At 71.4% G+C, this 25,275-nt stretch carries 24 protein-coding genes; 14 read left to right on the top strand and 10 right to left on the bottom strand.

Going from position 1 to position 25,275, the window contains the following annotated elements; all coding sequences use genetic code 11:
- Positions 1–15 precede the first annotated feature (15 nt).
- The gene (locus F9C12_RS38585; RefSeq protein ID WP_409463739.1) at positions 16–2,295 is read left to right on the top strand and encodes a hypothetical protein; all 2,280 of its coding nucleotides are present in this window, start codon (positions 16–18) and stop codon (positions 2,293–2,295) included.
- Between the two features lie 264 nt (positions 2,296–2,559).
- Here F9C12_RS38585 and F9C12_RS38580 read toward each other — a convergent pair whose 3' ends face one another.
- Complete coding sequence (locus F9C12_RS38580; protein ID WP_409463738.1) at positions 2,560–3,162, bottom strand: TetR/AcrR family transcriptional regulator; 603 nt, start codon at positions 3,160–3,162, stop codon at positions 2,560–2,562.
- Positions 3,163–3,244: 82 nt separating this feature from the next.
- On the opposite strand from F9C12_RS38580, the gene F9C12_RS38575 reads away from it, so the two are divergent.
- The 3 genes from F9C12_RS38575 to F9C12_RS38565 all read left to right on the top strand — a co-directional run bounded on the left by F9C12_RS38575 (position 3,245) and on the right by F9C12_RS38565 (position 5,710).
- A complete protein-coding gene (locus F9C12_RS38575; protein WP_409463737.1) occupies positions 3,245–3,703 on the top strand; it encodes a hypothetical protein in 459 nt (152 codons plus the stop codon).
- A 297-nt stretch (positions 3,704–4,000) separates the two neighbouring features.
- Positions 4,001–4,945, top strand: a complete 945-nt coding sequence (locus F9C12_RS38570) for a GlxA family transcriptional regulator (RefSeq protein WP_409463736.1) — start codon at positions 4,001–4,003, stop codon at positions 4,943–4,945.
- Between the two features lie 12 nt (positions 4,946–4,957).
- A complete protein-coding gene (locus tag F9C12_RS38565; protein WP_409463735.1) occupies positions 4,958–5,710 on the top strand; it encodes an HD domain-containing protein in 753 nt (250 codons plus the stop codon).
- Positions 5,711–5,713: 3 nt separating this feature from the next.
- Here the strand turns inward: F9C12_RS38565 and F9C12_RS38560 are convergent, their stop codons facing one another.
- From F9C12_RS38560 to F9C12_RS38550, 3 genes are all read right to left on the bottom strand, one after another.
- Positions 5,714–10,234 (bottom strand): HAD-IC family P-type ATPase, encoded by a 4,521-nt coding sequence (locus F9C12_RS38560; RefSeq protein ID WP_409463734.1) that lies wholly within the window; start codon positions 10,232–10,234, stop codon positions 5,714–5,716.
- Between the two features lie 51 nt (positions 10,235–10,285).
- Positions 10,286–10,570, bottom strand: a complete 285-nt coding sequence (locus tag F9C12_RS38555; protein WP_409463733.1) for a hypothetical protein — start codon at positions 10,568–10,570, stop codon at positions 10,286–10,288.
- 69 nt (positions 10,571–10,639) lie between these two features.
- Positions 10,640–11,503 (bottom strand): alpha/beta fold hydrolase, encoded by an 864-nt coding sequence (locus F9C12_RS38550; protein WP_409463732.1) that lies wholly within the window; start codon positions 11,501–11,503, stop codon positions 10,640–10,642.
- 209 nt (positions 11,504–11,712) lie between these two features.
- On the opposite strand from F9C12_RS38550, the gene F9C12_RS38545 reads away from it, so the two are divergent.
- Both F9C12_RS38545 and F9C12_RS38540 read left to right on the top strand, forming a co-directional pair.
- The gene (locus F9C12_RS38545; RefSeq protein WP_409463731.1) at positions 11,713–11,934 is read left to right on the top strand and encodes a hypothetical protein; all 222 of its coding nucleotides are present in this window, start codon (positions 11,713–11,715) and stop codon (positions 11,932–11,934) included.
- Positions 11,931–12,137 carry a hypothetical protein gene (locus F9C12_RS38540; protein WP_409186757.1) on the top strand — a complete coding sequence of 69 codons (207 nt, stop codon included), beginning with the start codon at positions 11,931–11,933 and terminating at the stop codon, positions 12,135–12,137. Before F9C12_RS38545 ends, F9C12_RS38540 begins: the two co-directional genes overlap by 4 nt.
- A 171-nt stretch (positions 12,138–12,308) precedes the next feature.
- On the opposite strand, the gene F9C12_RS38535 is transcribed toward F9C12_RS38540, so the two are convergent.
- Positions 12,309–13,244 (bottom strand): AraC family transcriptional regulator, encoded by a 936-nt coding sequence (locus tag F9C12_RS38535; RefSeq protein ID WP_409463730.1) that lies wholly within the window; start codon positions 13,242–13,244, stop codon positions 12,309–12,311.
- A 137-nt stretch (positions 13,245–13,381) separates the two neighbouring features.
- On the opposite strand from F9C12_RS38535, the gene F9C12_RS38530 reads away from it, so the two are divergent.
- From F9C12_RS38530 to F9C12_RS38520, 3 genes are all read left to right on the top strand, one after another.
- A complete protein-coding gene (locus tag F9C12_RS38530) occupies positions 13,382–14,611 on the top strand; it encodes a cytochrome P450 (protein WP_409186755.1) in 1,230 nt (409 codons plus the stop codon).
- A gap of 1 nt (position 14,612) precedes the next feature.
- Positions 14,613–15,623, top strand: a complete 1,011-nt coding sequence (locus F9C12_RS38525) for a 2Fe-2S iron-sulfur cluster-binding protein (protein WP_409463729.1) — start codon at positions 14,613–14,615, stop codon at positions 15,621–15,623.
- A gap of 94 nt (positions 15,624–15,717) precedes the next feature.
- A complete protein-coding gene (locus F9C12_RS38520) occupies positions 15,718–16,083 on the top strand; it encodes a hypothetical protein (protein ID WP_409467137.1) in 366 nt (121 codons plus the stop codon).
- Here the strand turns inward: F9C12_RS38520 and F9C12_RS38515 are convergent.
- Positions 16,080–17,021 carry an NADP-dependent oxidoreductase gene (locus tag F9C12_RS38515; RefSeq protein ID WP_409463728.1) on the bottom strand — a complete coding sequence of 314 codons (942 nt, stop codon included), beginning with the start codon at positions 17,019–17,021 and terminating at the stop codon, positions 16,080–16,082. The two genes, F9C12_RS38520 and F9C12_RS38515, sit on opposite strands and share 4 nt — an antisense overlap.
- 79 nt (positions 17,022–17,100) lie before the next feature.
- Between F9C12_RS38515 and F9C12_RS38510 the strand changes: the two genes are divergently transcribed.
- A complete protein-coding gene (locus F9C12_RS38510) occupies positions 17,101–17,679 on the top strand; it encodes a TetR/AcrR family transcriptional regulator (RefSeq protein WP_409463727.1) in 579 nt (192 codons plus the stop codon).
- 399 nt (positions 17,680–18,078) lie between these two features.
- On the opposite strand, the gene F9C12_RS38505 is transcribed toward F9C12_RS38510, so the two are convergent.
- Entirely contained in the window at positions 18,079–18,900 is an 822-nt protein-coding gene (locus F9C12_RS38505; protein WP_409186750.1) for a hydrolase, read from the bottom strand.
- Between the two features lie 80 nt (positions 18,901–18,980).
- Here F9C12_RS38505 and F9C12_RS38500 point away from each other — a divergent pair, with 80 nt between their 5' ends.
- The 4 genes from F9C12_RS38500 to F9C12_RS38485 all read left to right on the top strand — a co-directional run bounded on the left by F9C12_RS38500 (position 18,981) and on the right by F9C12_RS38485 (position 22,597).
- A complete protein-coding gene (locus F9C12_RS38500; RefSeq protein ID WP_409463726.1) occupies positions 18,981–19,739 on the top strand; it encodes a hypothetical protein in 759 nt (252 codons plus the stop codon).
- A 158-nt stretch (positions 19,740–19,897) separates the two neighbouring features.
- On the top strand, positions 19,898–20,740 hold the full coding sequence (locus F9C12_RS38495; protein WP_409463725.1) for a CPBP family intramembrane glutamic endopeptidase: 843 nt from the start codon (positions 19,898–19,900) through the stop codon (positions 20,738–20,740).
- Positions 20,741–20,756: 16 nt separating this feature from the next.
- Positions 20,757–21,905 (top strand): sensor histidine kinase, encoded by a 1,149-nt coding sequence (locus tag F9C12_RS38490; RefSeq protein ID WP_409463724.1) that lies wholly within the window; start codon positions 20,757–20,759, stop codon positions 21,903–21,905.
- Positions 21,902–22,597: a response regulator gene (locus tag F9C12_RS38485; protein WP_409463723.1), complete on the top strand. Its 696-nt coding sequence runs from the start codon at positions 21,902–21,904 to the stop codon at positions 22,595–22,597. Before F9C12_RS38490 ends, F9C12_RS38485 begins: the two co-directional genes overlap by 4 nt.
- A 133-nt stretch (positions 22,598–22,730) precedes the next feature.
- Here F9C12_RS38485 and F9C12_RS38480 read toward each other — a convergent pair whose 3' ends face one another.
- The 3 genes from F9C12_RS38480 to F9C12_RS38470 are packed head-to-tail and all read right to left on the bottom strand — an operon-like array spanning position 22,731 to position 25,263.
- Positions 22,731–22,958, bottom strand: a complete 228-nt coding sequence (locus F9C12_RS38480) for a hypothetical protein (protein WP_409463722.1) — start codon at positions 22,956–22,958, stop codon at positions 22,731–22,733.
- On the bottom strand, positions 22,922–23,950 hold the full coding sequence (locus tag F9C12_RS38475) for an LLM class flavin-dependent oxidoreductase (protein ID WP_409463721.1): 1,029 nt from the start codon (positions 23,948–23,950) through the stop codon (positions 22,922–22,924). The genes F9C12_RS38480 and F9C12_RS38475 overlap by 37 nt, the downstream gene beginning before the upstream one ends.
- Positions 23,947–25,263: an MFS transporter gene (locus F9C12_RS38470; protein ID WP_409463720.1), complete on the bottom strand. Its 1,317-nt coding sequence runs from the start codon at positions 25,261–25,263 to the stop codon at positions 23,947–23,949. The genes F9C12_RS38475 and F9C12_RS38470 overlap by 4 nt, the downstream gene beginning before the upstream one ends.
- Between the last annotated feature and the right edge of the window lie 12 nt (positions 25,264–25,275).

The following is a 25,275-nucleotide window of genomic DNA, read 5'->3' as shown; positions in this document are numbered from 1 at the left end:
GCAGGGGGAATCCACATGGGACACACCGCGTCGCCGGGGTACGCCTACGGGCAGCTCGCCCGCGCTGTGCGCACCGCCCTGTCCGCGAAGGACAGCGCGACGCGCCGGCGCGCCGGGGCGAAAGCGAGCCAGTGGCAGGACGTCCTCACCGGCATGGCCGACGGTTCCCTGCGGATCGGCTCGCGGGTCCCGGTCGCGGGCACTCCGGCGTGGGTGACCCTCGAGGTCGCGCACGGCGGATTCGCCACCGGCCGGTTCCTGGCCGAGGTCCCGCTGTCCCCGGCCGAGGCCGCCCTGTGCGCCGACGGGCCGGGCACGACCGACCGCGAACGGCTCAACCTCTGGTATCTCACCGACGCCGGACTCGACACGCTCCGCGCCATGCTGGCCGCCGAGTCCTACCGGATCGAGCTTCCGGAGGACGCCGCGCTGCCGACCGTCGCGTGGCTGCTGGACCACGGGCACGCCGAAGCCGCGCTCGACCTGGTCGCCGAGCTTCGCCCGTACCTGCCTCGCCTGCGCCTGGCCCCGCTCCCCGGCGCAGCGCCGCGGCCCGCGGGCGCGCTGGTACGGCTGAGCACCGTCGGCGAAGTCCGGGACTCGCTGCGCTCGGCGCGCACCCGGCCCGCGATCGCGGCGATGCTGGAAACGCTGCAGGTATGGCATCCGCTCTTCGACCGGTTGGTCGCGCTGTGGTGCGACACCGTAGAAGGCGAACTGCCGCGGCTGGCCGAAACCGGCATCACCGGCGGTTGGCCGTGCCGCACCTGGCCTGCCGACTGGCAGCAGCGCCGCGCCGAGTGGCTCGCGGACTACGCGAGCGCGAGCGCCCAGCACACCGCGTCGACCGCGCACACGCACCCGAAGAGCAACTTCGCTCGGCTGCACCGCGCACTGCTGGCCTGCGAGCACGACAGCACGGAGCTGACCGGACGCGACGTCGGCTGGATCCGCCGCGCCCTGGCGAACACGATCACCAAGCACGGCGAACCGGGCTCGGAACCGCGAGCAGCGCTGCGCGCGCTGCAGGCCTCGGTCGCCGCGCGGCCCACCCACGCCGAACTCGCCGCCGCGCTTTCCGAGCGGCTGGACCGCTTCCCTGCCGACGGCGGGCTGCCGTCCCTCGAACCGGTCGCCGAGGACGCGCCCGCGCACCTGGTCGCCAAGGTCGCCCGCGCACTGGAAGCGCCGATCGAGGAACTGGTCGCCCGCAACGTGATCACCTCGGCCGACGTCCTCGCGACAGTCCTGCCGCAGATCACCGCGCAGTTGCTGGCCGCGAACTTCGCCGACGAACAGCTCGCGACGCTCTACGCCCACACCTACGCGGCCTTCCGCCGCCGCCGAAGCCTCCTGCTGCTCGACCTGGAAAACCAGATCAGCATCGAGGAACTGCCCTGGGTCCGCGCGATCGACCCGCTGCGAACACGACGTCCGGACACCGCGCGGGCGGCACGCCAGACGCTGGCCCAGACGGTCCTGCTCGCGCTCAACGCATTCCCGCAGGCAATCCTGCCGAACACGCTGGTGCGCGAACTGGGCGCGCTGGCGAAACAGGCCGGGCTGCCGATGCCGCTGGTCGAGGAGGTCGCCGCCGACATCTTCATGGGCGCCTTCACCGCGAAATGGCGCACCGCGGCCGAACTCACCAGCCGCACGATGGCGGGCACGCTCTACGCCCGCTACTACGACCTGCCGGAATCCTGGCCGTCCGCCCCGCCGCGGCGCCGGTTCCGCGCACTGGCCATACGCACCGCCGACGACTTCGCCGACCTGTGCGCGGCCCGAGCCGCCGAAGCCCAGCCGACGCGGAAGATCCTCCGCTCGGTCGCCGCGAACGGCACAGTGCTGGAGCAGAGCCAGATCCTCACGACCCAGAACCTGGCAGTCCTGGTGCACACGCTGGACCTTCGGACCCGGCTCGAAGCATCTGCACCGCAACTGGCCGCCGAGTCGCTGACGTGGACGGTCACCCGCCTGGCGACCCGCACTGACCACCATCACGCGGCGCTGCAGGGCGTCAAGAACGCGGCCTACGCCTGGCGGCAGGCGCTGTTTTTCCTGAGCTTCTGCGACCTCGACACCCAGCGCGCTCTCCTGGGCCGACTCGCCGAACAGGTCGCCCGAGCAGGCCTGACCGAGCGGTTCGCCCCGGCGGTAACGGGTTTGGCGCACGTGGTGGAAGGCGGCCGCTTCACCCCGGAGGGCCGGACGGACGACGGCGGACGGCGTTTTCTCGGCTGGACCACGGGGAGGCACTGGTGTCTGCCAGAGCCTGCGACGGCGCGCCGCTAGACGGTTGCCCTGTCCCCGAGCGTGATCGGGACCGTGCGGCGCGGAAACCAGAAGGCTCCGGTCAAAGCGTTTCTCGCGGCTCTCGGCTGCGGTGCCGTCCCTCCAACCGTTTCTGGTTCTCCCCGGCGCGAGCCCGAGGGCACTGGGAAAGTGCGGCCAGCGGCACGAGCTGGCCGCACTCCCCAATCTGCGGCGAATCCTTCGAGCAGCAACGCGGTCAACGGTGCCGAGATGCTTTGCTGCGCCGATTTCCCCGTCCCCGGTTCAAGATTCCCGACCGCCCTCAGCCTCGCCGGTGATCTTCTCCAGCGCCCCCGTCAGCGCGCCGACGCACAAGTCACGCAATTCCGCCCGCGACATGGCTTCGGTCAGCAGCCATTCCACGCACAGCACCCGGACGAATTGCAGCCACCCGGTCAACGCGGCGGACAGCAGCTCCCCCGCGTGCCCGGTCAGGCCGGAGGCGTCGACCAGCCGCTGCCGCAGCGCGGTCAGCTCGTCGGTGATCGCGGCCTGGACCACCGGATCGCCCGCCAGGGTGCGGTTCGCCGCGAGGACCGTGTTGCGGTTGGCCAGGAAGTAGTCGAAATGGACCTCCAGCCCGAGGGTGATCTGTTCGGTCAGCGACGCCGCCGGATCCGGTTCGGTGTCCGCGAGCAACCGGTCGGCCGCTTGCCGGTACACCGCCGCGAAGAGGTCGTGTTTGGCGTGGAAGTGCCGGTAGAGCAGGGCGCGCGAAATCCCGGCCTGTTCGGCGATCTGCTCCATCTGCACCGCGTCGTAGGGCTTGGCCGCGAACTCCCGCGCGGCGACCTCGAGGAGCTGGGCGCGGCGCTGGGCGGGATCGAGTCGGCGGCGCGGCGGCATGCGCCCCACTCTAGTTGACACCTGTCTACCACGTCCGTACGGTCCCGTTAGTAGATACCTGTCTACTAACAGCGAGGTCCCCGTGCAGGTTCGGCGCATCGTCCTGGAGCCGGCGGACGCCGTCGGTGCCCTGTCTTCCGCCGGTTACGTCGGCGGCCTCGAATTCAGCGACCCGACGCCCGGCGTCCGGTCCCCTGAGCACTGGGCCCGTGCGGTGTGGGAACAGGCTCCGCGGCCCGTGCGCGTCTTTCTCCGGTTCGCGTGGCGGGTGGGGCTCGGCCTGCGGCTGGGTCCGCGGGACTCGCCGACGCAGGTGCTGGGGTGGACGCTGGTGAGTTCGACCGGTCAGGCGGCCGTGCTCGAAGCCCGGTCCTGGCTGCTGACCGCGCGCAATGTCGTCGAACTGCGCGGCACGCGGGTGCGGTGGACCACCTTCGTGCGCTTCGACCGGCGACCGGCCGCCGCGCTGTGGTCTCTCGCCGTGCCCTTGCACCACGCCCTGATGTCCCGATTGCTGCGCCGCGCCGCACAAGACGGTTGAACGCAGCCCCGGGCGGCCTCGATGAGCCACGGCCGCGCAGTGTCCACTGTGGCCGGATCCATCGCCAGCGGACGGCCCGAACTCCGCGCTAGGTGCGCGGGATCGGTGATCCGCACATGCCAACTGTGGCGGGCGAGCCAATCCCGGGATCAGCGACCTCGGATCGCCACGGCGTGCCGACATAACCCGCCATGAACTCCGCACCGGGCCCGGCCGCGGGGCCGACCGGGCGGCCTGGCCGGATCTGTGGGCTAGTCGTCCTTGTGGACACCAGTATCTCCTGACCAGACTTGAAATATGGCAGGCAAGGAGATCGTCGTCGCGGTGTGCGCCGACGTGGTGCTGCTCGATCTCGCCGGACCGGTCCAGGTGCTCGACGGCGCGGGCGGCTACCGCGTCCGGCTGGCCTCAGTGGACGGACAGCCGGTGCGCTCGGACACCGGAGTGGTGCTGAGTGTCGACTGTGCACTGTCCGAAGTAGACGGACCGGTCGACACGGTGCTCGTCCCGGGACCGCCGCCGGGCCGGGTCGACGGCACCGCTCCGGCCTTGCTCGACGGAATCCGGCGGCTCGGCGGGACCGCGCGCCGGGTCGCGTCGGTCTGCACTGGCGCGTTCCTGTTGGCGGAGGCCGGTTTGCTGGACGGACGGCGGGCCACCACGCACTGGGCGATGTGCGCCGAACTCGCCGCGCGGTTTCCCAGCGTCACCGTGCGCCCGGACGCCATTTACGCGCGCGACGGCCGGATCGTCACCTCGGCCGGGGTGACCGCCGGGATCGACCTGGCGCTCGCGCTGGTCGAGGAAGACCTCGGGCCGGACGTCGCCCGGGACGCCGCGCGGCAGCTGGTCGTGTTCCTGCGCCGCCCCGGCGGACAGTCGCAGTTCAGCGTCTGGAGCGACGTCCCGGCGCCGAAAACCCCGGCGCTGCGGGTCGTGCTGGACGCGGTCGCGGCCGAACCGGCGGGCGATCACACACTGTCCGGCATGGCCGCGCGCGCGAGGGTGAGCGTGCGTCAGCTGACCCGGCTGTTCCAGCAGGAACTCGGAGTCACGCCGGGCCAGTACGTCGCCCGGATCCGCGTCGAGGCCGCCCGCGTCCTGCTCGAGTCCTGCGACGCCGGAGTGGAGACCGTCGCCCGCCGCTGCGGGTTCGGTTCCGCCGAGAGCATGCGCCGGCTGTTCCTCCAAGTCCTCGGCATCACCCCGACCGCGTACCGGCAACGGTTCGCGTACTCGTAAAGGAGACCCCAGATGTCGGATTCCGTTTCCCGGCGCACCGTGCTCGGCGGCGCCGCGGCCGGTGCCGCCGCGATCGCGCTCGGCGCACCGGCGGCCGACGCGGCACCAGCCGAACTGTCCTTCCCCGCCACCCGGCTGGCAAGACGCGCCCAGACCCTGGTGACCCGCGCGCAGCAACCGTTCCTGCGCAACCACAGTCTGCGCAGCTTCCTCTTCGCGCGGGCCGCCGCCGCGCAACAGGGCAAGCGGCCGGACGAACACTACGACGCCGAACTGATGTTCCTCATCTGCGTGCTCCACGACATGGGGCTGACCGAGGAAGTCAAGTCCGATCAGCGGTTCGAGGTCGCGGGCGCCGATTTCGCCGCGCGGTTCCTGGAAAGCCACGGCATCACCGACCACCGCGTCGACACCGTGTGGGACGCGATCGCCTTGCACACCACCCAGCACGTGCACGAATCGCCGGTGTTCCAGCGCCGTCGCCCCGCCGAGATCGGCGTCGCGCAGGCCGGCATCGGGATCGACCTCACCGGTCCCGACGAACCCGGCCAGCTCCCGCCCGGGTTCGCCGACCGCGTGCACGCGCGCTATCCCCGGCTCGGCGGCTGCCGCGCCCTCACCGACGTCATGGTCTCCCAGAGCCTCGCGAACCCCCGCAAGGCGCCCTCGATGACGCTCCCCGGCGAGATCCTCCACCAGCGCCGCCCCGAGGTGCCCTATCCGACCTGGGACATGGTCCTCGACGCGAACACCTGGGGAGATTGACCGTCAGTCCATTGTGGACACACCGGCTCGCCCGGCCGGCTTCGGCGCGATCCGGGACGCGATCGTCTCCACCACCGGCAGCATCGACGGCGCGAACTTCGCCACCGCGATGCCGCCGCCGACACCCGCCCACGCCACCGGTCCCAGCGGGGCGCAGCCGAAGAAGTGGCTCACGCCCGGGGTCTGCACCACCGCGAACAGCACCGCCGCCGAGCCGAGGCTCGTGGCCAGGACCAGCGGGCTGTGCGCGCGGCCGGACAGGGTCTGCACCAGCTGGGCGCCGACGAGGCCGCACAACGACATCGTGCTGGTGCGTCGTGCGGTGCCCGGGGTCACCGTGCCGGCCAGCCACGCGGTGGTCGCTCCCAGTGCGGTGACGACGCCCCGGTCGCGGATCTGCCGGGTGAGCGGCGCGCCGAGCGAGCCGGTGCCCACGACGGTGCCGTTCTGCCCGGCGTCCGGCGCGGCGCTGGGGGTGACCGAAATGGCCATCGCCGGGAACATGTCGGTCAGCAGGTTGACCAGCAGCAGCTGCCGGGTGGACAACGGGGAAGCACCGGACAGCAGCGTGCCCAGCACGGTGAAACCGACCTCGCCGGCATTGCCGCCGATGAGGATGCTGATGGCGTCCGCGACGCTGCGCCACAAGGCCCGTCCTTCGTCGACCGTGTCGGCCAGCACCCGCAGGTCGCCGTCGGTCAGCACGATGTCGGCCGCGTTGCGCGCGGCCGCGGACCCGCGCGCGGCCAACGCGATTCCCGCGTCGGAGGCCCGGATGGCGGCGGCGTCGTTCGCGCCGTCGCCGACCATCGCCACGACCCGGCCCGCGGCTCGCAGCGCTTCGACCACCTGCAGTTTCTGCTCCGGAGCCACCCGGGCCACCACGCCGGCCTCGCGCACCAGGTCTGCCCGGCCGGCCCGGTCCAGCGCGGCCAGCTCCTGCCCGGTCACGACCGCGGTGTCCTCGGGCCAGCCCAGTTCGACGGCGACGGCCAAGGCGGTGCGCGGGTGGTCGCCGGTCAGCACGACCGGGCGCACGCCCGCCGCGCGCAGCCCGGACACCATCGGCGCCGCGCTGGGGCGCGGACTGTCCGCCAACGCGAGCAAGCCGACGAACTCCAAGTCCGCCAACGGTTCGTCGACGGCCTCGGCCAGCCGGTCCGGACCCACCGGACGGCGAGCCACCGCGAGCACCCGAAGGCCGGAGCCCGCCAGCGATTCCGCCCGCGAAAGGATGTCCGCCGGGGCGTCCGGGCAGCACGGGAGCACCACTTCCAGCGCTCCCTTGACCACCAGCCACCCGGTTTCGCCCTCGAACCCGGCGGCGGCCGCGTAACCGCGGCTGGCCTCGAACGGCAAACCGGCGACCTGCCGCCAATCCTCGCCGGGCGGCGAAGCGGCGAGCACCGCGGCATCGGTCGCGTGCTTGGCCCGCGAACTGTCCTTTTCGGACGGACAAGCCCGCGCCCCGGTCCGCACCACCTGAGTCTCCGCCGCCTGCCGCAGCGGGAGAATCTCTCCGTCGGCCGTCGCGACCTTGACGACCCGCAGTTCGTTCGTCGTGAGCGTGCCGGTCTTGTCGAAGCACACGGTGTCGATCCGGCCCAGTGCCTCCAGCGTGCGCGCGGAGCGAACCAGCACGCCCCGGCGGCTGAGCCGGCGCGCCGCCGCCATCTGCGCGACCGTGGCGACCAGCGGAAGTCCTTCCGGCACAGCGGCAACCGCGACCGCGACGCCCCCGCTGACCGCTTCGCGCACCGTTCGCCCGCGCAGCAACGACAGGCCAGCAACGGCGACTCCGCCCGCGAGCGTCAGCGGCAAGGCTTTGCGGGTCAATTCCCGCAGTCTGGCCTGTACCCCGGCAGCCGGTGCCGTGCGGGAGGCCAGCGCCACGGCGCGCCCGGCCTCGGTGCGGTCCCCGGTGTCCGCGACAATCGCCCGAGCCGATCCCGCGACCACGGTGGTTCCTTCGAAGACCATGCACCGGCGGTCCGCGATGTCCGAGGCCGGGGTCGGCGCTGTGTGTTTCGGCACCGGCAGCGATTCCCCGGTCAGCACGGATTCGTCGACCTCGAGATCCTGCACCCGCACCAGCCTCGCGTCGGCGGGCACGACGTCGCCCGCCCGCAGCTCCACCAGGTCGCCGGGCCGCACCTCGGCGGCGTCCACGACTTCCGGCCGCGCTTCCTCCGACGCGAGCCGGCGGGCCTGCTGGGTCTGGGTCGCGGCCAGGCCCGACAGAGCCTGCTCCGCCCGCACCCCCTGCACCCCTCCGACGAGCGCGTTGGCCCCCATCGCGGCCAGCACCAGCAGAGCGTCCACAGTGGACCCGAGAATCGCCGACGCGGCGGCTCCGACGGCGAGCACCGGAGTCAGCGGATCGCTCAGCTCGCCCCGCATCGCGCCGGCCAGCCGAAGCCCGCTCGCCACCGGCGCGGTTCCGGGCAGTTCGGCGGCTTCCGCGGCCAGGCGCCGGGCTCGTTCGGGCAGGCCGGTGCGGCGCGCCCGGCGACGGCGCGGGTCCGAAGCCAGCCTGCGCAGCACTTCCTCCAGCGGCAACGCATGCCAGGCCACTCGCGGCCGCGGCGCCGGAGCCGGTTCCGCGGCCATCGCCACCGCGGCCTGCCAGCCCCCGGCCAGCGCGACGCCGGTGGCGAGGTCGACCGGGCTGAGCCGGGCCAGCGGCGACAGCAGACGCCGCCACTGCCGGTGCCCGTCCGTGGCGACCACCAGACCGGACAAGGCCGCGGCGGCCTCGGCGCAGGTCATCGCCCGGCCACCGGCGGCGCGCGCACCGCGAACGGCGCGCATCAGCCGCCAGACTCCCGCGAGACCGCTGATCGACAGCAGGTCGGCGGCCCAGACCGCGGCATCGCATCCGTGCGCGACCGCGACCGCGAGATCGCCGCGCAGCAAGCCGTCCAGCACTGCCTCCCGGGCAGACGCGTCGACGCCCGGCGGGACGCGGGCCAGCGTCAGCACGACGCGGCCGTCCTCCTGGCAGCCGGTGACGACCTCGGCCATCGTCCGGTCGGTGACGACCTCGTCCGCCAACGCGGCCTCGCCGCCCGGGGAGCCGTCCTGGACGACCACGATCCGCAGGCCCGCCTGCCCGGCCGCGTCCAGCACGCTCTCCGCCAGCGGGTCGGGCACCCATCCGACGAGCACCGTTCCCACGTCCGCGCCGTCCGCCGAGGCGATCATCAACCCGGTTTCGGCCGCCGGATCGTCCGGCGCCGGCCGCAGCCGCACGGGGCTGTCCTCGCCGTTCACCGCCTGCAGCGCCGCTTGCCACAGCCTGCCTTCCGCCCACTCGCGGTCGTTGGGATTGGCCTCGAGCACCGTGCGCTCGTCGCCGCACAATGCGTTGCTGTGCACCACAAGCGTGTCGGCCGCTTGCAGCAGCCGGAGCCGGTCCGGGTTCCGGACGAGCACCCCCTCGCGCGCGAGGGCGAGCCCGGCGCCGGAGGCGTACGCGGTCCAGCCGTACCGGGCGGGTTTCGGAGAACTGGCGAGGATCGCGGAACTGGCCTGGCTGAGGTTGCGCTGGAACAGCGCGGTAGCTCCCGCGCCGACCAGACCGCCGGTCAACGCGGTTTTGGCGTAGTCGCTGACCGGATCCGGCGGGGCTGCCCGGCGCTCGGGCCGGGTCGGCGGACAGTCGCGGTCGGGCACGCACAGGCGGTCGCAGGACCGGTCGAACGCGACCACTTGCGCCACCGCGTCCGCGAGCTGCCCGGCGCGCAGCAGCACGTCGAGCGTGAGGTCGACGGGAGACTTCCCGACGCCGTGCAGCGCGGCATTGGCCGTGGCGACCGCCAATTCGGCCGCAGGCCTGCCGAGCCGGGCGCGCAAGAATTCTTGGGCGAGCGGATGTTCCCGCACCGCCGTGAGCGCGGCATCCAGCACTTGCGGCGGCCGCCGCAGCCGCAGCGGCGTGGTGGCCGCCGCCATCGCCAGTCCGGCGCCGCTGATCGCGAGTGCGGCCGCCTGGGTCTGGACCGCGCGGAGATCGCCCGGATGGACGGACGCTTCGTCTTGGGCGCCAACGGACAGCCCGTGCTTTCGCGCACGGGCCGCCAGTGCTTCCACCAAGCGGTCGCTGGCCGCGTCTTCCGCCATCGTCAGCACCATCCGGGACAGGCCGGCGTCCCAGTAGGCGGCGATGACGTCGGGCCTCGCCATCGCCTCCCGAGCCAGCTTGCGCACCAAGCGGCCGAACCGGCTCGCGTCGCCTTCCGCCGCTGGGTGCAGTCCGAGATGGAGCTTCTGCCCGTGCCGCCACACCGCGCCGGTTCCCTCTGCCCCGCTGACCACCGCCTCGCGCAACACCCGCGCGGCACACGTCGTGGCCCGGACGCCTGCTCCCGCCCCGGTGATCACAGTGTCAGCACCGAGGTTGACCGCTTCGGCGGCAACGCCCGCGGCCTGGCTTGCCCCGCGGACGAGCCGTTCGGGCACGGACAACGCGGCGGCCGGAAGCCGGAGTGCGCGCGACAGCAAGGAAGGAAGGGTACCGGTCATTTCCTCGTCATTCTTCGCAGAGCCGTTTCGGAAACACGAGCTTCCGCAGTGCTAATCCCCGGCAGCGGCATCCTTGCGAACGTCCTCACGGGACAGTTTCTCGGCGACATAGGTGCCTGCGCCCACCACGACGGCGACCGGCCACTCGAGAACTCCGACCGCGGCCAGCGCTGCCAATCCGCCCCACCACAACGCGCGTTTGGGCATTTCCGAAGGCAGTCTCAACCCGGCGGTCCCCGAGTCCTGCTTCACCGCTTGGCCGTTCTTGTGCCGCCCAGGGGGTTTCGTCCCCGGGCCGTCTTGCGTTCCCGTGGTGCTGCGTGGGCGCGATGACATCTCTCGCCTCCTCGTCGTGGCCCTTCTGATACCCGGTGACGAGCAAGGCAAACACCCGGACGGGGGAAGCTAACCGAGGAAACGGACCAAGGTTTCGGCCAGCTGCACGGGGTTTTCCTCGGCCATATGGTGCCCGGACTCGATGCGCGCGGACGTCAGCTCGCCGCTGACCCAGGAGCGCCAGACAGCGACCGGATCGCCGTAAAGGTCTTCCATGTCGTCCTTCGCGGACCACGCGACGAGGGTCGGACACGTGATGACGCGCCCCGCCGCCCGGTCCGCCTCGTCGTGAGCACGATCGACAGTCAGCCCGGCGCGGTAGTCCTCCAGCATCGCCCGCACAGTGGCCGGATTCGTGATCGCACTGGTCATATCGCGATAGTTCTCGTGCCCCATGGCTTGCTCGTCCGGTCGGTACCAGGCAAGGGGATCGGCCGTGATCACCCGCTCCGCGTGCGGGGACGAGCCGAAGAAGAACCAATGCCACCACGCGGTAGCGAACTTGGCGCCAGCGCGTTCGAGCGCCTCGAGGATGGGCACGCTGTCGAGAACACCGAGGCGAGACACCGCATCCGGATGATCGAGCGCGGTCCGGTACGCGACGTAACTGCCGCGATCATGGCCCACGACAGCGAATCGGCTGTGCCCGAGATTGCGCAGCAAGGCCACGATGTCGGCGGCCATCGCGCGGTCGCAGTAGACCTCGTGCTTCCCGTCGGGCGCGGGTTTGGCCGACCGGCCGTACCCGCGCAAGTCGGGGCAAACGACGCTGAACCCGGCCTGGGCGAGCGCGGGGGCCACCCGGTACCAGGTCGTATGCGTCCGAGGATGCCCGTGCAACAGCACGACGGGCGGTCCTTCTCCGCCGCTTCGGCCGTGGACGGTTACGGAGTCGTTGACGGGGATGTCCCATTCCGCGAAAGTGTCGAACACGCTGTCACTGTCTCACCGGCGAGGCTGGCTCGCGCGCTGCGGCGGGGCGCTTGGCGCGGTCAGGATTTCAGGTTTGAGCAGCCGGAAACGGGGCATCCGACCGGGTGGCGCGGAGGGGGCCGGTACCGCGGAATCCGACTCCTGGGGACTCGGTTCATTACGGGGGTGCCGTGGCTCGTCCTGGCAGACGCCGATGGCGTGTTTTTCTGGTGCAGTTGTTCTTCGTCGTGATCTGGCAGGTCTTCTACTCGCTCGTGCTTCGTCCGCTGCTCCCCCGCGGCGACACGGTGGGCATCGTGATGATCGCCGTGTTCTCGGCGGGCATTTTGGCAGTGCCGGTCGTCTCCGCGTTCCACCGCCGAAAGCACCGGGACAAGAAGCGGCATCGGTTCGGATCACGACCTGAAGACCGCCCGGGAGGAGAACAATGAAGAAGAGCAGCCTCGGCTTTCTGCTCGGCATCATCGGCGCGTTTCTTTCGTTATTCGCCCTTGTCTTCGCTTTCTTGCTGAATCATCCAGAATTCAGCGAAACACTGACCACGGCGGGAACCGGACTGGTCATCGTCGGCGTTCTGACGGTCGCGACCGCAGTCTTGCTCTCAGCAAAGAAGCACAGAAATAACGGCCGGTGACCGTGCCCCGGTTCCGGACTCCTGCCTCGACAGCAAGGAAACCCGTGACAACCACCTCACTGATCGGCATCATCACGTCGATTATCGCGATCCTGCTCGGCGTCGCCGCGATCTTGGTCAGCACGAAAAGAAGATCGAAGCAGCGCCGACCCGCACGCTCAGCCAGAGAACTCACCGCGCCCGAGAAGGCGACACCCCATACCGCCGCCGAAACGCCGCAGCAAACCGACTAGCACTCGAAAACCCCCACCGAGCCGCGATTTCGCTCACCGACAATTCCGGGTGCGCTTCAAGATCCGCCCGAGCATGCTGCAACCGCACCCCCACCAGATGTTCCGTCGGCGTGCACCCCACCCATTCCCGGAAACTCTCCTGCAGCCGACGGACCGTAGTCCCGGCCACAGCCGCCATCTCCGCCGCGGTCCACGCCCGCGAAGGGTCCGCTCGGACGGCGTCCACCACCCGCGTGATCGCCCTCGGCCGCGGTGCCGGGACCCGGCCGGAATCGGGGCAGCCGGCGAGAAGAAACCCCGCCGCGACCGCGCCCGCCAGCTGTTCCCGGACGATCGGCTGGTCGGTGAACAGCGCGCCGTCGCGCATCTGCGACGACAGCCCGGCCACGAGATGCCGCCAGTCGCGTGCCGGGCCGTGGTCGAGAGGCAATTGGTCCGGGAGCGCGCCCGCCGCCCGGACGGTCCCGGCGCCGAGAACGCGTTCGGCCTCGCGGTCCAGCCAGTCCCGGTCGAATTTGACCCCCAGCACGGTGCAGGTCGCGTCCCAGTGGGTGATCAGCGACGGGGTGTCGGCCCGGAAAACCGTCGCCTGCCCGGGCACGGACGTCACCGTGCCGTGCCTGCCCCGGCTGGCGAGGTGGCCGGTCAACGGCAGGTTGACCTCGTAGGCAGCGGGGTAGTCGCAGGCGATCTCGACGTCGGCTCCCCATCCGACGTACCCGATCAGCACCGGGCCGAGGTCCAGCGTCCGCAGGGTCAGCCGCGGTTCGCGGCCGGCGCGCAGCGGCGTCAGCTGGTGCGGAAAGTAGGCGGCGGCCACCGACTTCGAGACTCGCTCCCAGTCCCGCGGCGCCGCACCCCGGCGTGCGGACATGGACCGCATGCTAGCTGATCTGCGGCGACGCGCCGGATTCGTCGCGCGATCCGTACCGGATCCGCGCTTCGCGTGTCGTGGGCCCGGCCCGCGCGGACCTACCTTCTGCACCGACCCGCACGAAGGAGGCCGCGTCAATGACGACGAACAGCACCACCGCCCCGGACCTGTCCTGGATCGCCGGCATCACCATGGCCCAGCTGGAACGCAACCCCTACGAGCCTTACGAACGGCTGCGCCGCGAGGCTCCGCTGGCGTACGTGCCGGTGCTCGGCTCGCACGTCGCGACGACCGCGGAGATCTGCCGCGAGATCGCCACCAGCCCCGATTTCGAGGCCGTCATCACCCCGGCCGGCGGCCGCACCTTCGGCCATCCGGCGATCATCGGGGTCAACGGCGACGTCCACGCCGACCTGCGCTCGATGGTCGAACCCGCGCTCCAGCCGGTCGAGGTCGACCGGTGGATCGACGGCCTCGTCCGCCCCATCGCCCGTCGGTACCTGGAGAAGTTCGAGAACGACGGCCGCGCGGAACTCGTCTCGCAGTACTGCGAACCGGTCAGCGTCCGCTCCCTCGGCGATCTGCTCGGCCTGAACGACGTCAGCTCGGACAAACTCCGCGAATGGTTCGCGAAGCTGAGCCGGTCCTTCACCAACGCGGCCATGACCGAGGACGGCGAATTCGCCAACCCGGAGGGCTTCGTCCAGGGCGACGAGGCGAAGGCCGAGATCCAGGCGACGGTCGACCCGCTGATCGACAAGTGGATCGCCGAGCCCGCCGACACCGCGATCTCGCACTGGCTGCACGACGGGATGCCGCCGGGCAAGACCCGCGACCGCGAATACATCTACCCGACCATCTACGTCTATCTGCTCGGCGCGATGCAGGAACCGGGCCACGGCATGGCCTCGACGCTGGCCGGCCTGTTCAGCGAGCCCGACCAGCTCGAGCAGGTGGTGGACGACCCGGCGCTGATCCCGCGCGCGATCTCCGAGGGGATGCGCTGGACGTCGCCGATCTGGTCGGCCACCGCGCGGATCTCGACCAGGCCGGTCACCGTCGCCGGGGTCGACCTGCCCGCGGGCACGCCGGTGATCCTGTCCTACGGCTCGGCCAACCACGACACCGGCGTCTACGAGGCCCCGACCCGCTACGACCTGCACCGGCCCCCGCTGCCGCACCTGGCCTTCGGGGCCGGGAACCACGCCTGCGCCGGAATCTACTTCGCCAACCACGTCATGCGGATCGCGCTGGAGGAGCTGTTCGAGTCGATCCCGAACCTGGAGCGCGACACCTCCTCGGACGTCGAGTTCTGGGGCTGGGGCTTCCGCGGACCGACGTCGCTGCACGTCGCGTGGGAGGCTTGACATGCCGTTCACCGCGACCGCCGGCGGCCGGGCCGTGCCGTGCGAACCGGACCAGCCGCTGCTCGACGCCTTCCTCCGCGCCGGCGTCTGGATGCCGAACTCCTGCAACCAGGGCACCTGCGGCACCTGCAAGCTGCGGGTGGTCGAGGGCGCGGTCGACCACCGCGACTCCCCCGCCGACACCCTGACCGAGGAAGAACGGGCCGCCGGACTGGCGCTGGCCTGCCAGGCCCGGCTCCGCTCGGACGTCGTCGTGGAAACCGCGGGCGGCGCGGGCCGGACCACGCACCCGCTGCGCGACCTCACCGCGACCGTCCGCGAAATCCAGGACATCGCCCGCGACACCCGGCGCCTGCGGCTCGGCCTGCCCGAACCGCTGGCGTTCAACGCGGGCCAGTACGTCGAACTCACCGTGCCCGGCACCGGCGTGCGCCGCCAGTACTCGCTGGTCAACACGGCCGACGAGGACAAAGTCCTGGAACTGCACGTCCGCCTGGCGCCCGGCGGAGCGGCGACCGAGCAGTGGATCTTCGCGGACCTCTCCGTCGGCGAACAGGTCCAGGTCACCGGCCCGCTGGGCGATTTCTCCCTGCCCCCGGCGGAAGAGGACGACGGCGGCCCGATGGCCCTCATCGGCGGCGGCACCGGCCTGGCCCCGCTGATCGGCCTCGCCCGCACCGCGCTGTCCCGCGATCCGGCCCGGAAAGTGTTGCTGTACCACGGAGTCCGCGGCGAGGCCGACCTCTACGACCTCGACCTGATGGCCGAACTCGCCGACGGCTACCCGGGTTTCTCGTTCGTCCCGGTGCTGTCTCACGAGCCCGGGAACCGCACGTACCGCACCGGTTTCCCGACCGACCGGTTCCTCGAAGACGTCCCCAGCGCCCGCGGCTGGTCCGGCTGGCTCTGCGGACCGCCGCCGATGGTCGAGGCGGGGGTGAAGGCGTTCAAACGCCGCCGGATGGCGCCGCGGATGATCCACCGGGAGAACTTCACCCCGGCCACGACCTGACCGGAACCCGAAATCCCTTGCAGGCCAACCGGTTCTCCGGCCGGTTCGGCTCGTCCTCGGCGCAGCTGATCAGCAGCTGCGCCGGGTGCGCGATATGGTCCCGAAGCCGTTCGGCCGCCAGATCCGCATCACGGGCCAGTGCCGCTTCCAGGATCGCCTTGTGCTCGGCCGGTCGGGTTTCCTGTCCAATGCCGGTACAACTCCGCCTCCTCGCGCAGGCCGCGCCGTGGCGACCAGCCTGCGGTTGCGGCAGCCGTCGAACAGGGCCAGAGGGAAGCCGGCGTGCGCCCGGCAGATCGGCCTGGGCTGCGAATACCCCGACCCGCCCGGCGACTGGGGCGGAAACCACCGTTTCTGCGATGTGTTCGAAATCCGCGACGGCCGCATCCAGCGCCTGCACATCTGTCTCGGCCCGGACTGCGGCGACGCGGACGCCGGGCGGCATCCCTGGCTGCGCTAGAGGTCGATGACGACCTTCCCGTGCACGTGCCGCCCTGCCTGCAGCTCGACCGCGGCCCGGACGTCCTCGACCGGATAGGTCGCCGCGATCGGCACCCGCAGCCGTCCCGCCGCGACCAGGTCCGCGATCTTCTCGAGGGCGTCCGGCGCCGCGTTGGCCCCGTTCCCCGGGGTGATCCCGTCGATTTGAGCGGCGATGGCGGTGATCCGCTCGTCCGGCACGCCGAGTTCGCGGGCCGCCCGCACCGTGTCCGTCCCGTGCAGGTCCATGGCCGCGGTGACGCCAGCGGGAGCCAGCGCCCGCACCCGGTCGACCAGGCCCTCGCCGTACGCGACCGGCTCAGCCCCCAACGCGCGCAAGGCCTCGGCCGAGGACGCCGACCCCGTCCCGAGCACGCGCGCACCTGCGATCCGGGCGAGCTGGACGGCGAACACGCCGACGCCGCCTCCCGCACCGCCGATCAGCACCGTGTCGTCCGGACCCGGCTTGACCACGTCCAGCGCCGCAGCCGCGGTACAACCGGCGATCGCCAGCGCCGCGGCGGTGCGGTCGTCGACACCGTCCGGGGTGCGGTGCGCCTCGCCGCCCGCCGCGATCGTCCCCGCCACGTCCACCAGGACGTAGTCGGCGACCGCCCGGGACAGCGCCCCGCCGAACACCCGGTCCCCGACCGCGAACTCGCTCACGCCGTCGCCGAGCTGGTCCACGACCCCGGCGTAGTCGGTGCCGAACCCGCACGGCAGGCTCAGCCCGAACCGCGCGGCCGTCTCCGCGTCGGAAGTCATGAACCAGTCCATCGGATTCAGCCCGGCCGCGGTCACCCTTACGCGAATCTGCCCCGGACCAGCCTGCGGCACCGGCACCTCGCGAAGGCGCAAGGCCCCTGGCCCGCCGAACGCCTCGAACTCGACCGCCCGGCTCGTTTCTTTCCCGCTCACCTGTCTCCTCGAAGCCGAGTAAACGGACTATGCTCCGTTTACGTCCTTCGACCCTAGCACAAATGGAGCGTGATCCGTTTTGGCCGCCGCGAAGACCCCCCGAGCGGACGCGACCCGCAACCGCCAGCAGTTGCTGGACGTGGCGACCCGGCTGTTCGCCGCCGCCGGAACCGAGCCGTCGATGCGCGCGATCGCCGCCGAAGCCGGGGTCGGCATCGCCACCCTCTACCGGCACTTCCCCACCCGGGAGTCCCTGGTGGACGCGGTCTACCAAGACCAGGTCTCGCGGCTCACCACCGGCGCCCGCGACCTGCTCGGCCAATTCGGCCCGGCCGCGGCGCTGCGCCGCTGGATGGACCTGTTCGGCGACTGGATCGCGACCAAGAACGGCATGCTCGACACGCTGCTCGCGATGGTCGAATCGGGCGAGATCGCGCACGCCCGCACCCGGACCGAACTGCTCGAAGCCATCGACGCGATCCTCGAAGCAGGCCGCACGAGCGGAGAACTGCGCGAAGACGTCCCCGCGGAAGACATCGCCGCCGCCCTCATCGGCATCTTCACCGTGGCCGGTTCACCCGAACACACAGCTCTGGCGGGCCGCCTCCTGGACCTGCTGATGGACGGGCTCCGGCACTCCGCCGGCGAGCGGGACTGAAGCGCGGAGCGAGGAGCGCCAGGCCGCGGCCAGGACCGCGTGCGTTCGGGCAGCCTCGCCGACCCGAACGAATCCATGCTCGCGAAAGCACTCCCCGACGGCCGGCTCGGACCGGCCGCGACCGGCGAGTTCGCCGCGCCATTCGGCCTGGTCCGCAGCCGAGCCGTCGCCGACCCGCACCGCCGGCTCCGGCTGACGCTCGCGGTTTCCCTGCTGCGCCGCGGAGAATGGGCGACCGGCCTGTCCGAACCGCAGTACATCGCCCTCGCCGCCGACGACGTCCTGGCCGCCGAGACGCTCGCCGCCTACCGCGACCTCGGCGTACCGCACGAACACACCTCCGAAGGCGACTACGGCAAGCCTGCACCGAAGTACTCGGCGGCCGGTGGTGCGGCCCGGTCAGGTCAGATGGTCGAATTCCCCGCTGACCCAACGGATGTGCGTCTCCGCGGACCGGTGCACGACGGCCTTGGCGTCCGCGTCGATGGTGTCCCCGCCGAGGGTGTACAGCCGGTCGTAGGACCAGCCGTCCAGCCGGTCCACGATTCGCCGGACCACCGCGGCCGACAGCGGGATGTGCTTCGGGAAATTGCGCTGGAACGAGACCCAGTCCGGGGCGAGGCCGCCGCTGATCGTGTCGCCGGACAGGAGCGTGCCGTCCGGGGTGCGCAGCACCGAGCTGCCCAGCATGTGGCCGCCGACCTCGATCAGCTCGACCCCGGGCACCGGCTCGGCGTGCTCGGTCCAGAATTCGAGCACCGGGTCGGTGCGGCCCAGCCATTCCTTGCCCGCGGCGTTCACCAGCACCGGGACCCGCCCGAACGCGTGGCTCCAGCTGACCTGCGCGGCGAACATGTGCGGATGGCTGGTCGCCACCGCGACGACCTCGCCGAGCGCCCGGACCGCGGCGAGAGTGTCCGATTCGATGGAGGTCGGCGGGTCCCACAGCACGTTCCCCCGCGCGGTCCGCACGACGAACGACCACTGCCCGATGCCCACCACCGGCTCCCGCCGCAGGCTGTGCACCCCGCGGCCGTGGTCGCGCTGCAGCACCACGTGCGGTTCGGCGGCCAGCTGTTCGTGCGTCCGCCAGCTCCCGGAATGCGGGCCCAGGTCCCCGCGCTCCTCGATGCCGACCTCGCCCCGGTCCAGCACGCACCGCGGGGGTCCGGGGGTGCCGGGTTGTTCGATGCCGCATCGGTCACAGATCCACAATGTCATGATCGCGATTCTCAAACCTCGACCATGGTAGAGGTCAACTGTTCGTTCCCTCGCGCGCTGCCGCCTGCGATGATGAGCACGTGGACTTGTCCGGCGGCTGCCTGCGGTGCTATTCCCAGCAGGACTTGGCCATCCTCTCCGGCGACGCCGGCTCCGTCCCCGACCGTCTTGTCGTCTCGATCGCGTCCGAAGCCGGGGATCACTGGTCCGGCGAACAATGGCGATTCCTGGGCCGGCGGCTCGCGCCCCGGCTGATCTCGCTGGTGCGAGCCCGGGCGGTCGATCCCGGCCTGGCACCGCGGGTTTTCGGCCCGGACTACGCCGACCTGGCCGGATGGCCGGATGCCGAACGCCGAGCCACCGAGGAAGCGCTGGCCGCTGCCTTGGCGGATGCGCTGGAGCATTGGCCTTCCCGCGCTCTCGTGGCGCTGCTGGGCGGTTTGGCCTGCGCCTACGACGACTTGCGGCCCTGGCTGGCGCGCATCGACGCCGCCACCGGCCCGGCGGCGCTGGGCGGCGTCGTCCGTCTCGCGTGCTGCTGGGCGACAGACCTGCTGTGGGGCGAGGACGACTGGTTCGCCTGGTGGCACACCGACGATCCCTCGGCCCCGGTGCGCGAATGGACGCTGAGCGAGAAGACCAGGACCGCGGTCGCGCGGTTCAGCCAAGCGCACCCGACGTGCAAGACAGCCCGGGACGCCCTGCTCGCCTACGACCGTCTCGATCGAGGCGAAGACAGTCCCTGGTGGTACCCCGGCTACGGCTGGAACCAGTGGCGATCGTGGGGTCTGCCCGGACACTACGGCTGGCTCCGGCCCCGCGACACACGTCCTGCTTGAGGCGCACGACGGCCATTCCCCCGGCCGCCGAAGGCCGCCGACCCGGTTGTCCCTCCTGAGAGCTACCCGGATTGTCGTTCCCGGCGGGATTCCGCGAACCGACTGGATTCCTAGTCTCTGTCTTGCCCAAGGAAACCGCCGCGGAGAGGACAAGAGCAATGGTTCAGACCAAGGAAACCGGACGGCTGCGCAGATACCGATTCCCGGTGCTGCTGGCCGCGTTCGCCGTCGTGATGCTGGCGAACGCGGCTGTCATGCAGCTGGTGTCGCCCGTCGTCCTGCTCGCCCTGCCGGTGGGGGCCGGGTCCGTCGTCGCCGTGGTGGCCGGGTACCGCAAGCTGTCGCGGGTCGTGGAGCAGCGCACGGAGATCCCCGAGTTCGCCGGGAACCGGATGTGGCCCCAGCTGCTGCGGGGCGCGGCGCTCGGGTCCGGGATGTCCGTCCTGCTGCTCCTGCTGATCGGGATGTTCGGCGGCTGGCAGGACCTCTCGGGGGGCTCGCTCTGGGGCTGCCTCGGCGCCGCCGGGCTGATGGCGAGCGTCGCGGTCACCGAAGAGGTGCTGTTCCGCGGCGTGCTGTTCCGGATCATGGAGGAACGCACCGGGACGACGATCGCGCTGGTCCTGTCGTCGCTCATCTTCGGCCTCGCGCACTCGATCAACGCCGACGCGACGCTCTGGGGCGTGCTGTCGATCGCCCTGACCGGCGGGTTGCTGTCGACCTCCGCGTACGTCGCGACCCGTTCGCTGTGGCTGTCGACCGGCCTGCACTTCGCCTGGAACTTCACCAACGCGGGCATCTTCGGCGTCGCGGTGTCCGGCTCGGCCGAGGCGTCGCCCGGGCTGCTGCGGACCACGCTGTCCGGGCCTGACGTGCTGACCGGCGGCGTCTTCGGCCCCGAGGCGAGCCTGCTCGCGCTGCTGGTCTGCGCGGTGCCCACCGTCGTCCTCCTGCGCCGCGCCGCCCGCACCGGCCGGATCCGGCGCCGTGCCGCAGCCTGACCAGTACGCTCGCGCGATGCTCCTCCGGTGGCAGAGACTCTCCTCGTCCACAAAAGACAGTGCACTCGCGCTCGTGCTGACCGTCCTGGCGTTCGTGCCGACCGTGTCGTCCGTCGGCCCGCAGCTCGGGGACTTGCCGCAACGCCCGGCCGACGCGCTCGCGGTCGCGCTGGTCCTCGCGCAGGCTGCGCCGCTGGCGATCAGAAGGCGCTGGCCGGTCGTCTGCCTGGCGGTCTCCGGCATCGCCTTCGCGCTGTATCAATCGTTCGGCTACCCGGTCAGCATCGCCGGCCTAGGGTTCTACCTGGCGCTCTTCGCGGCCGGCGCCCACCAGGCCCGGTACCGCCGGATCACCGCCGCGACGGCCACCGCGGCGTACATCGGGCTGGCGATCGCGTTGCATCTGCTGGGTTCGCCCAGCCAGCCCCAGGTGTTCGTGGTGTTCTTCCTGAGTTCGGCGGCGATGTGGGCGGCCGGGACCGCGATGCGCCGGTGGCGGGCCGAGGAGGCGGAGAACCGCAGGCTGAGCGTCGAGGTGGCGACCGCCGGGGAGCGCGCCCGCATCGCCCGGGACCTGCACGACGTGGTGACCCACCACGTGACCGCGATGGTCGTCCAGGCCGACGCGGCGCAGTTCCTGCTCGACGGGACCCCGGACAACGTGGGGAAAGGACTCGCCGCCATCAGCGACACGGGCCGCCGCGCGTTGACGGAACTGCGGCACCTGCTCGGCGTGCTCGAAGCGACGGGCGACTCGGCGAAGGCCGACCGGGCACCGGCGCTCGGCCGGGTCAGCGACCTCGTCGAGCAGGCCCGGTTGTCCGGTCAGCCCGTCGAACTGACCAGGCGGGGCGACCATCGCGAGCACGCCGTCGACGTCGAACTCGCGGCGTACCGGGTGGTCCAGGAGGCGCTGACCAACGCGATGAAGTACGCGACCGGCCGCCCGACCCGGGTCCAGATCGACGATCACCACGACCGGATCGAGATCGAGGTGACGACGGACGGGACCTCCGCGAGCGCCCCCGTCGCCGAGCGGGGCGGCCGCGGCCTGAGCGGGCTGCGGGAACGGGTGCGGATGCTGGGTGGTGAGATGGCAGCCGCGGCCCGGCCCGAAGGCGGGTTCCGGGTGCACGCTCTCATCCCGTCACGGAGGCAGGCATGACTGTCCGGGTTCTGGTGTGCGAGGACCAGGAACTGGTGCGCGCCGGGTACACCACGATCTTCTCGGCGCAACCGGATCTGGAGGTAGTCGGCGAGGCCGCGGACGGCAGGCAGGCCGTCGAAGAGACCCTGCGGCTGCGCCCGGACGTCGTGGTGATGGACATCCGCATGCCCATCGTCGACGGCATCGAAGCCACCCGCCAGCTCGCCGGACCGGGCGTGGACAGCCCGGCGAAAGTGTTGGTGGTGACGACTTTCAACGTCGACGAATACGTCTACGAGGCGTTCAAAGCGGGTGCCAGCGGCTTCCTGCTCAAGGACGCTCCGCCAGCGGAACTGATCAAGGGCGTGCGCACTGTCGCCGCCGGAGACTCCCTGGTGGCCCCGGCGGTCACCCGCGCCCTGATCGGCCGCTTCGCGGAACGCCTGCGCCCCGCCGACACCGCCCACCCGGCCCGAGACCGCGTCCGGCAGGCCCTCGCCCGCCGCGAACTCGAAGTGCTCGAGCACATCGCGGAGGGCCTGTCGAACGCGGAGATCGCGGAGAAGCTCAGCATCACCACGGAAACGGTGAAGACGTATGTCTCCCGGATCCTGACGAAACTCGACCTGAGGGACCGCGTGCAGGCGGTGGTTCTCGCCTACCGGGTGGGGCTCGTCGGCGCCGAACCGTCTTCCGGGGCCATCCACTGATGATGGGAGGCCAGCGAACCGGCGGTGCTGACCGCGGCAGATCCAGCAGGCGGAGGCCGGACCGGAGGCGGCTTTCCAGTTCGGGGCGGGTCCTTGCTCAGCCGCGGCATGACCGGCGCAATGCCCGTAACCGCTATGCCGAGCCCAGCGCACGATCCTCGGATGCGAGCAGAGCTGAAAACACTGGCCCACCGCCTTGGATCTTCCACGCCTCGTAGGAATCGACGACAGCGCCGTAAAGGCCGCTGGTCGTCTTGGTCCCGACGATCTCGACGTGGGCGTACTCCGTGCCCGCGCGGAGCATCACGCCAGTATCAGCCGCCGTCAGCTTGCCGAGTGCGGCGACCTCGGCGTCGTCCACGCGGCCTCCCGGTGCCGCAGCGTTCTCCAGTCCGCTACCAGAGTTCTCGGCAAGCCGTACGATCCGACCTCCTGGAGCAGTACCGCCGAGACGCCGGAGCGGCTCAGTTCGGCGAGCCGCGCGGTGATCTCGTCCGTCGTGCCGTACAAGCAGAACCGGCGGGCGAACGACTCCGCCGCGTAATCGTCCACAAAGGACTCGCACGCGCGGATCGCGGATTCCCACGACTCGGCGTGCAGCAAATCGGGCGCCAAGTCCGGCAGGCGTTCGGGCACGCGCACCCGAATGCCCGCCTTCTCCAGGAATTCCGCTCCGCCGTTCGCCGCGATGCTGAGGCAGACCGGTTTCAGTTCCCGGGCATCCCGGCGCACGGTGTCGGTGACCCGGCAGAACGCCGACACCGTGACCGGCACGGCCGCCCGGCCCGCGGCGCCGGCCGCCACCTGGCGCATCGCGGCCGCCAAAGGCTCCGGCGACACCCCGCTCAGCAGGATGGCACCGTCCGCCAGCTCGCCGGCGAGCCGCAGGTTCCGCGGTCCGCTTGCCGCCACGTGGATCGGCACCGGAACCGGATCGCGCAACCGGGTCCGGGCGCCGCCGAAGTCCGTTTCCTCGCCGGAGAGGAGGCGACGGATCGCGGTCAGTCCGGCACGCAATCCGGATCGGGTCGACGGAGCCAGGCCGGCCGGCGCGACCGAGCTGTTGCCGACCCCGAGGCCGAGGACGAACCGGCCCGGCGCGAGTTCGGCCGCTGTCCGCGCCGCGCCGGCCACCACCGACGGGTGCCGGGTCACGACGTTCGTCACCGCCGTGCCCAGGCCGATCCTTGACGTGCCCGCCGCGGCCGCGGCCGCGGTGGCGAAGACGTCTCGCCACAGCAGCTGCGAGTCCGGGAACCACACGTCGTCGAACCCTAGCCGCTCGGCCTCCTGGACGAACGCCACCAGCTCGGGCAGGGGCGCGCACGGCGGAACCCGGACGCCGATCCTCATGCCGCCGGCGCTCCGGACTCCTGGCGAAGCCCGTCGGGCTGTGCGGAACGAGCCTCCCGGATCACCAACCCGGCTACCAGGCTGACCGCCGACGCGGCCGCCATGTACACCGCGATGGAGACCCACGTGCCGGTCGATTCGAGCAGCGACGCGCTGATCGCGGGGGCGAAAGCGTTGCCGCCGATCGTGCCGAGCGTGAACCCGATCGCCATGCCGCTGAAGCGCAGCGAAACCGGGAACGCTTCGGAGAAGAACACCGGGAACATGGCGTAGTTGCCCGCGTACCCGGCGAACAGCAGGGCGAACCCGAGCAGCATCAGGCCGGGATTTCCGGTGTTCAGCAAGGGAAACCAGACGAACGGGAGCACGACCATCGACGCGGCGGTCGCCGTGAAGACCGTCCGCGGGCCGATGCGGTCGGCCAGCTTGCCGTACAGCGGCGCGGCGATCACGACCACGAGAAGCCCGGGCAGCAGCGCTCCCAGCATCTTCGAAGTGCTCAGGTGCAGTGCGGTCTTGCCGTAGGTCAGCACGTAGACCGACGTCACGGTGATCATGATTCCCGCGCCGACGGTCGCCAGCGTCACGATGACGACCGTGCCGCCGCATTTGCGCAGGACGTCGACCAGCGGCAGTTTGTGCACCGAACCGGCGCCCTTGACGTCCGCGAACTCCGGGCTCTCCCGCAGGCCCAGCCGGATCACCAGGCCCGCGACCACGAGCAGCACGCTCACCAGGAACGGGATCCGCCAGCCCCACGACAGCAGCGCGCTGTCGGGAAGCTGTGCCACGAACAGGAACATGACGTTCGCCAGGATGGTGCCGACCGCGGTGCCGGTGTTGAGGATCCCGCCGAAGAAGCCGCGGCGTTCCTTCTCCGCGTGCTCGACGGTGAGCAGCACCGCGCCGCTGGTCTCCCCGCCCAGCGAAATCCCCTGCACGATGCGCAGCACGACCAGCAGCACCGGTGCGGCGAGGCCGATCTGCCCGTACGAGGGGAGCAGGCCGATCGCCGTGGTCGCGACGCCCATCAGCATCAGCGTGGTGACGAGGATGGACTTGCGGCCCATCCGATCGCCGAGATGCCCGAACAGCAACGCCCCGAAGGGCCGCGCGACGTAGCCGACGCCGAAACTGGACAACGAGATCAGCGTGCCGACCACGGGATCGGCGGCGGGGAAGAAGACCTTCGGGAACAGCAGGGAAGCGGCCAGGCCGTAGACGGAGAAATCGTAGAACTCGATGGTGGTGCCGAACCAGCCCGCCAATGCGGCCCTGGCCGATTGCCGTTGCGGTGGTGTGCCAGCGGACATTGCTGCCTCCGG

It is taken from the genome of Amycolatopsis sp. GA6-003 (assembly GCF_046267895.1).
GTDB lineage: Bacteria > Actinomycetota > Actinomycetes > Mycobacteriales > Pseudonocardiaceae > Amycolatopsis.
Note: the sequence above shows the minus strand (reverse complement) of the source record. Positions and strands in the feature narration are given on the sequence as shown.

What these genes read in the sequence shown, in the direction of transcription:
- F9C12_RS38585 (WP_409463739.1), top strand. Translation starts at nt 16, where the DNA reads ATGGGACACACCGCGTCGCCGGGGTACGCCTACGGGCAGCTCGCCCGC.
- F9C12_RS38580 (WP_409463738.1), bottom strand. Translation starts at nt 3,162, where the DNA reads ATGCCGCCGCGCCGCCGACTCGATCCCGCCCAGCGCCGCGCCCAGCTC.
- F9C12_RS38570 (WP_409463736.1), top strand. Translation starts at nt 4,001, where the DNA reads ATGGCAGGCAAGGAGATCGTCGTCGCGGTGTGCGCCGACGTGGTGCTG.
- F9C12_RS38565 (WP_409463735.1), top strand. Translation starts at nt 4,958, where the DNA reads ATGTCGGATTCCGTTTCCCGGCGCACCGTGCTCGGCGGCGCCGCGGCC.
- F9C12_RS38560 (WP_409463734.1), bottom strand. Translation starts at nt 10,234, where the DNA reads ATGACCGGTACCCTTCCTTCCTTGCTGTCGCGCGCACTCCGGCTTCCG.
- F9C12_RS38555 (WP_409463733.1), bottom strand. Translation starts at nt 10,570, where the DNA reads ATGTCATCGCGCCCACGCAGCACCACGGGAACGCAAGACGGCCCGGGG.
- F9C12_RS38540 (WP_409186757.1), top strand. Translation starts at nt 11,931, where the DNA reads ATGAAGAAGAGCAGCCTCGGCTTTCTGCTCGGCATCATCGGCGCGTTT.
- F9C12_RS38535 (WP_409463730.1), bottom strand. Translation starts at nt 13,244, where the DNA reads ATGTCCGCACGCCGGGGTGCGGCGCCGCGGGACTGGGAGCGAGTCTCG.
- F9C12_RS38530 (WP_409186755.1), top strand. Translation starts at nt 13,382, where the DNA reads ATGACGACGAACAGCACCACCGCCCCGGACCTGTCCTGGATCGCCGGC.
- F9C12_RS38525 (WP_409463729.1), top strand. Translation starts at nt 14,613, where the DNA reads ATGCCGTTCACCGCGACCGCCGGCGGCCGGGCCGTGCCGTGCGAACCG.
- F9C12_RS38520 (WP_409467137.1), top strand. Translation starts at nt 15,718, where the DNA reads ATGGTCCCGAAGCCGTTCGGCCGCCAGATCCGCATCACGGGCCAGTGC.
- F9C12_RS38505 (WP_409186750.1), bottom strand. Translation starts at nt 18,900, where the DNA reads ATGACATTGTGGATCTGTGACCGATGCGGCATCGAACAACCCGGCACC.
- F9C12_RS38495 (WP_409463725.1), top strand. Translation starts at nt 19,898, where the DNA reads ATGGTTCAGACCAAGGAAACCGGACGGCTGCGCAGATACCGATTCCCG.
- F9C12_RS38490 (WP_409463724.1), top strand. Translation starts at nt 20,757, where the DNA reads ATGCTCCTCCGGTGGCAGAGACTCTCCTCGTCCACAAAAGACAGTGCA.
- F9C12_RS38485 (WP_409463723.1), top strand. Translation starts at nt 21,902, where the DNA reads ATGACTGTCCGGGTTCTGGTGTGCGAGGACCAGGAACTGGTGCGCGCC.
- F9C12_RS38475 (WP_409463721.1), bottom strand. Translation starts at nt 23,950, where the DNA reads ATGAGGATCGGCGTCCGGGTTCCGCCGTGCGCGCCCCTGCCCGAGCTG.
- F9C12_RS38470 (WP_409463720.1), bottom strand. Translation starts at nt 25,263, where the DNA reads ATGTCCGCTGGCACACCACCGCAACGGCAATCGGCCAGGGCCGCATTG.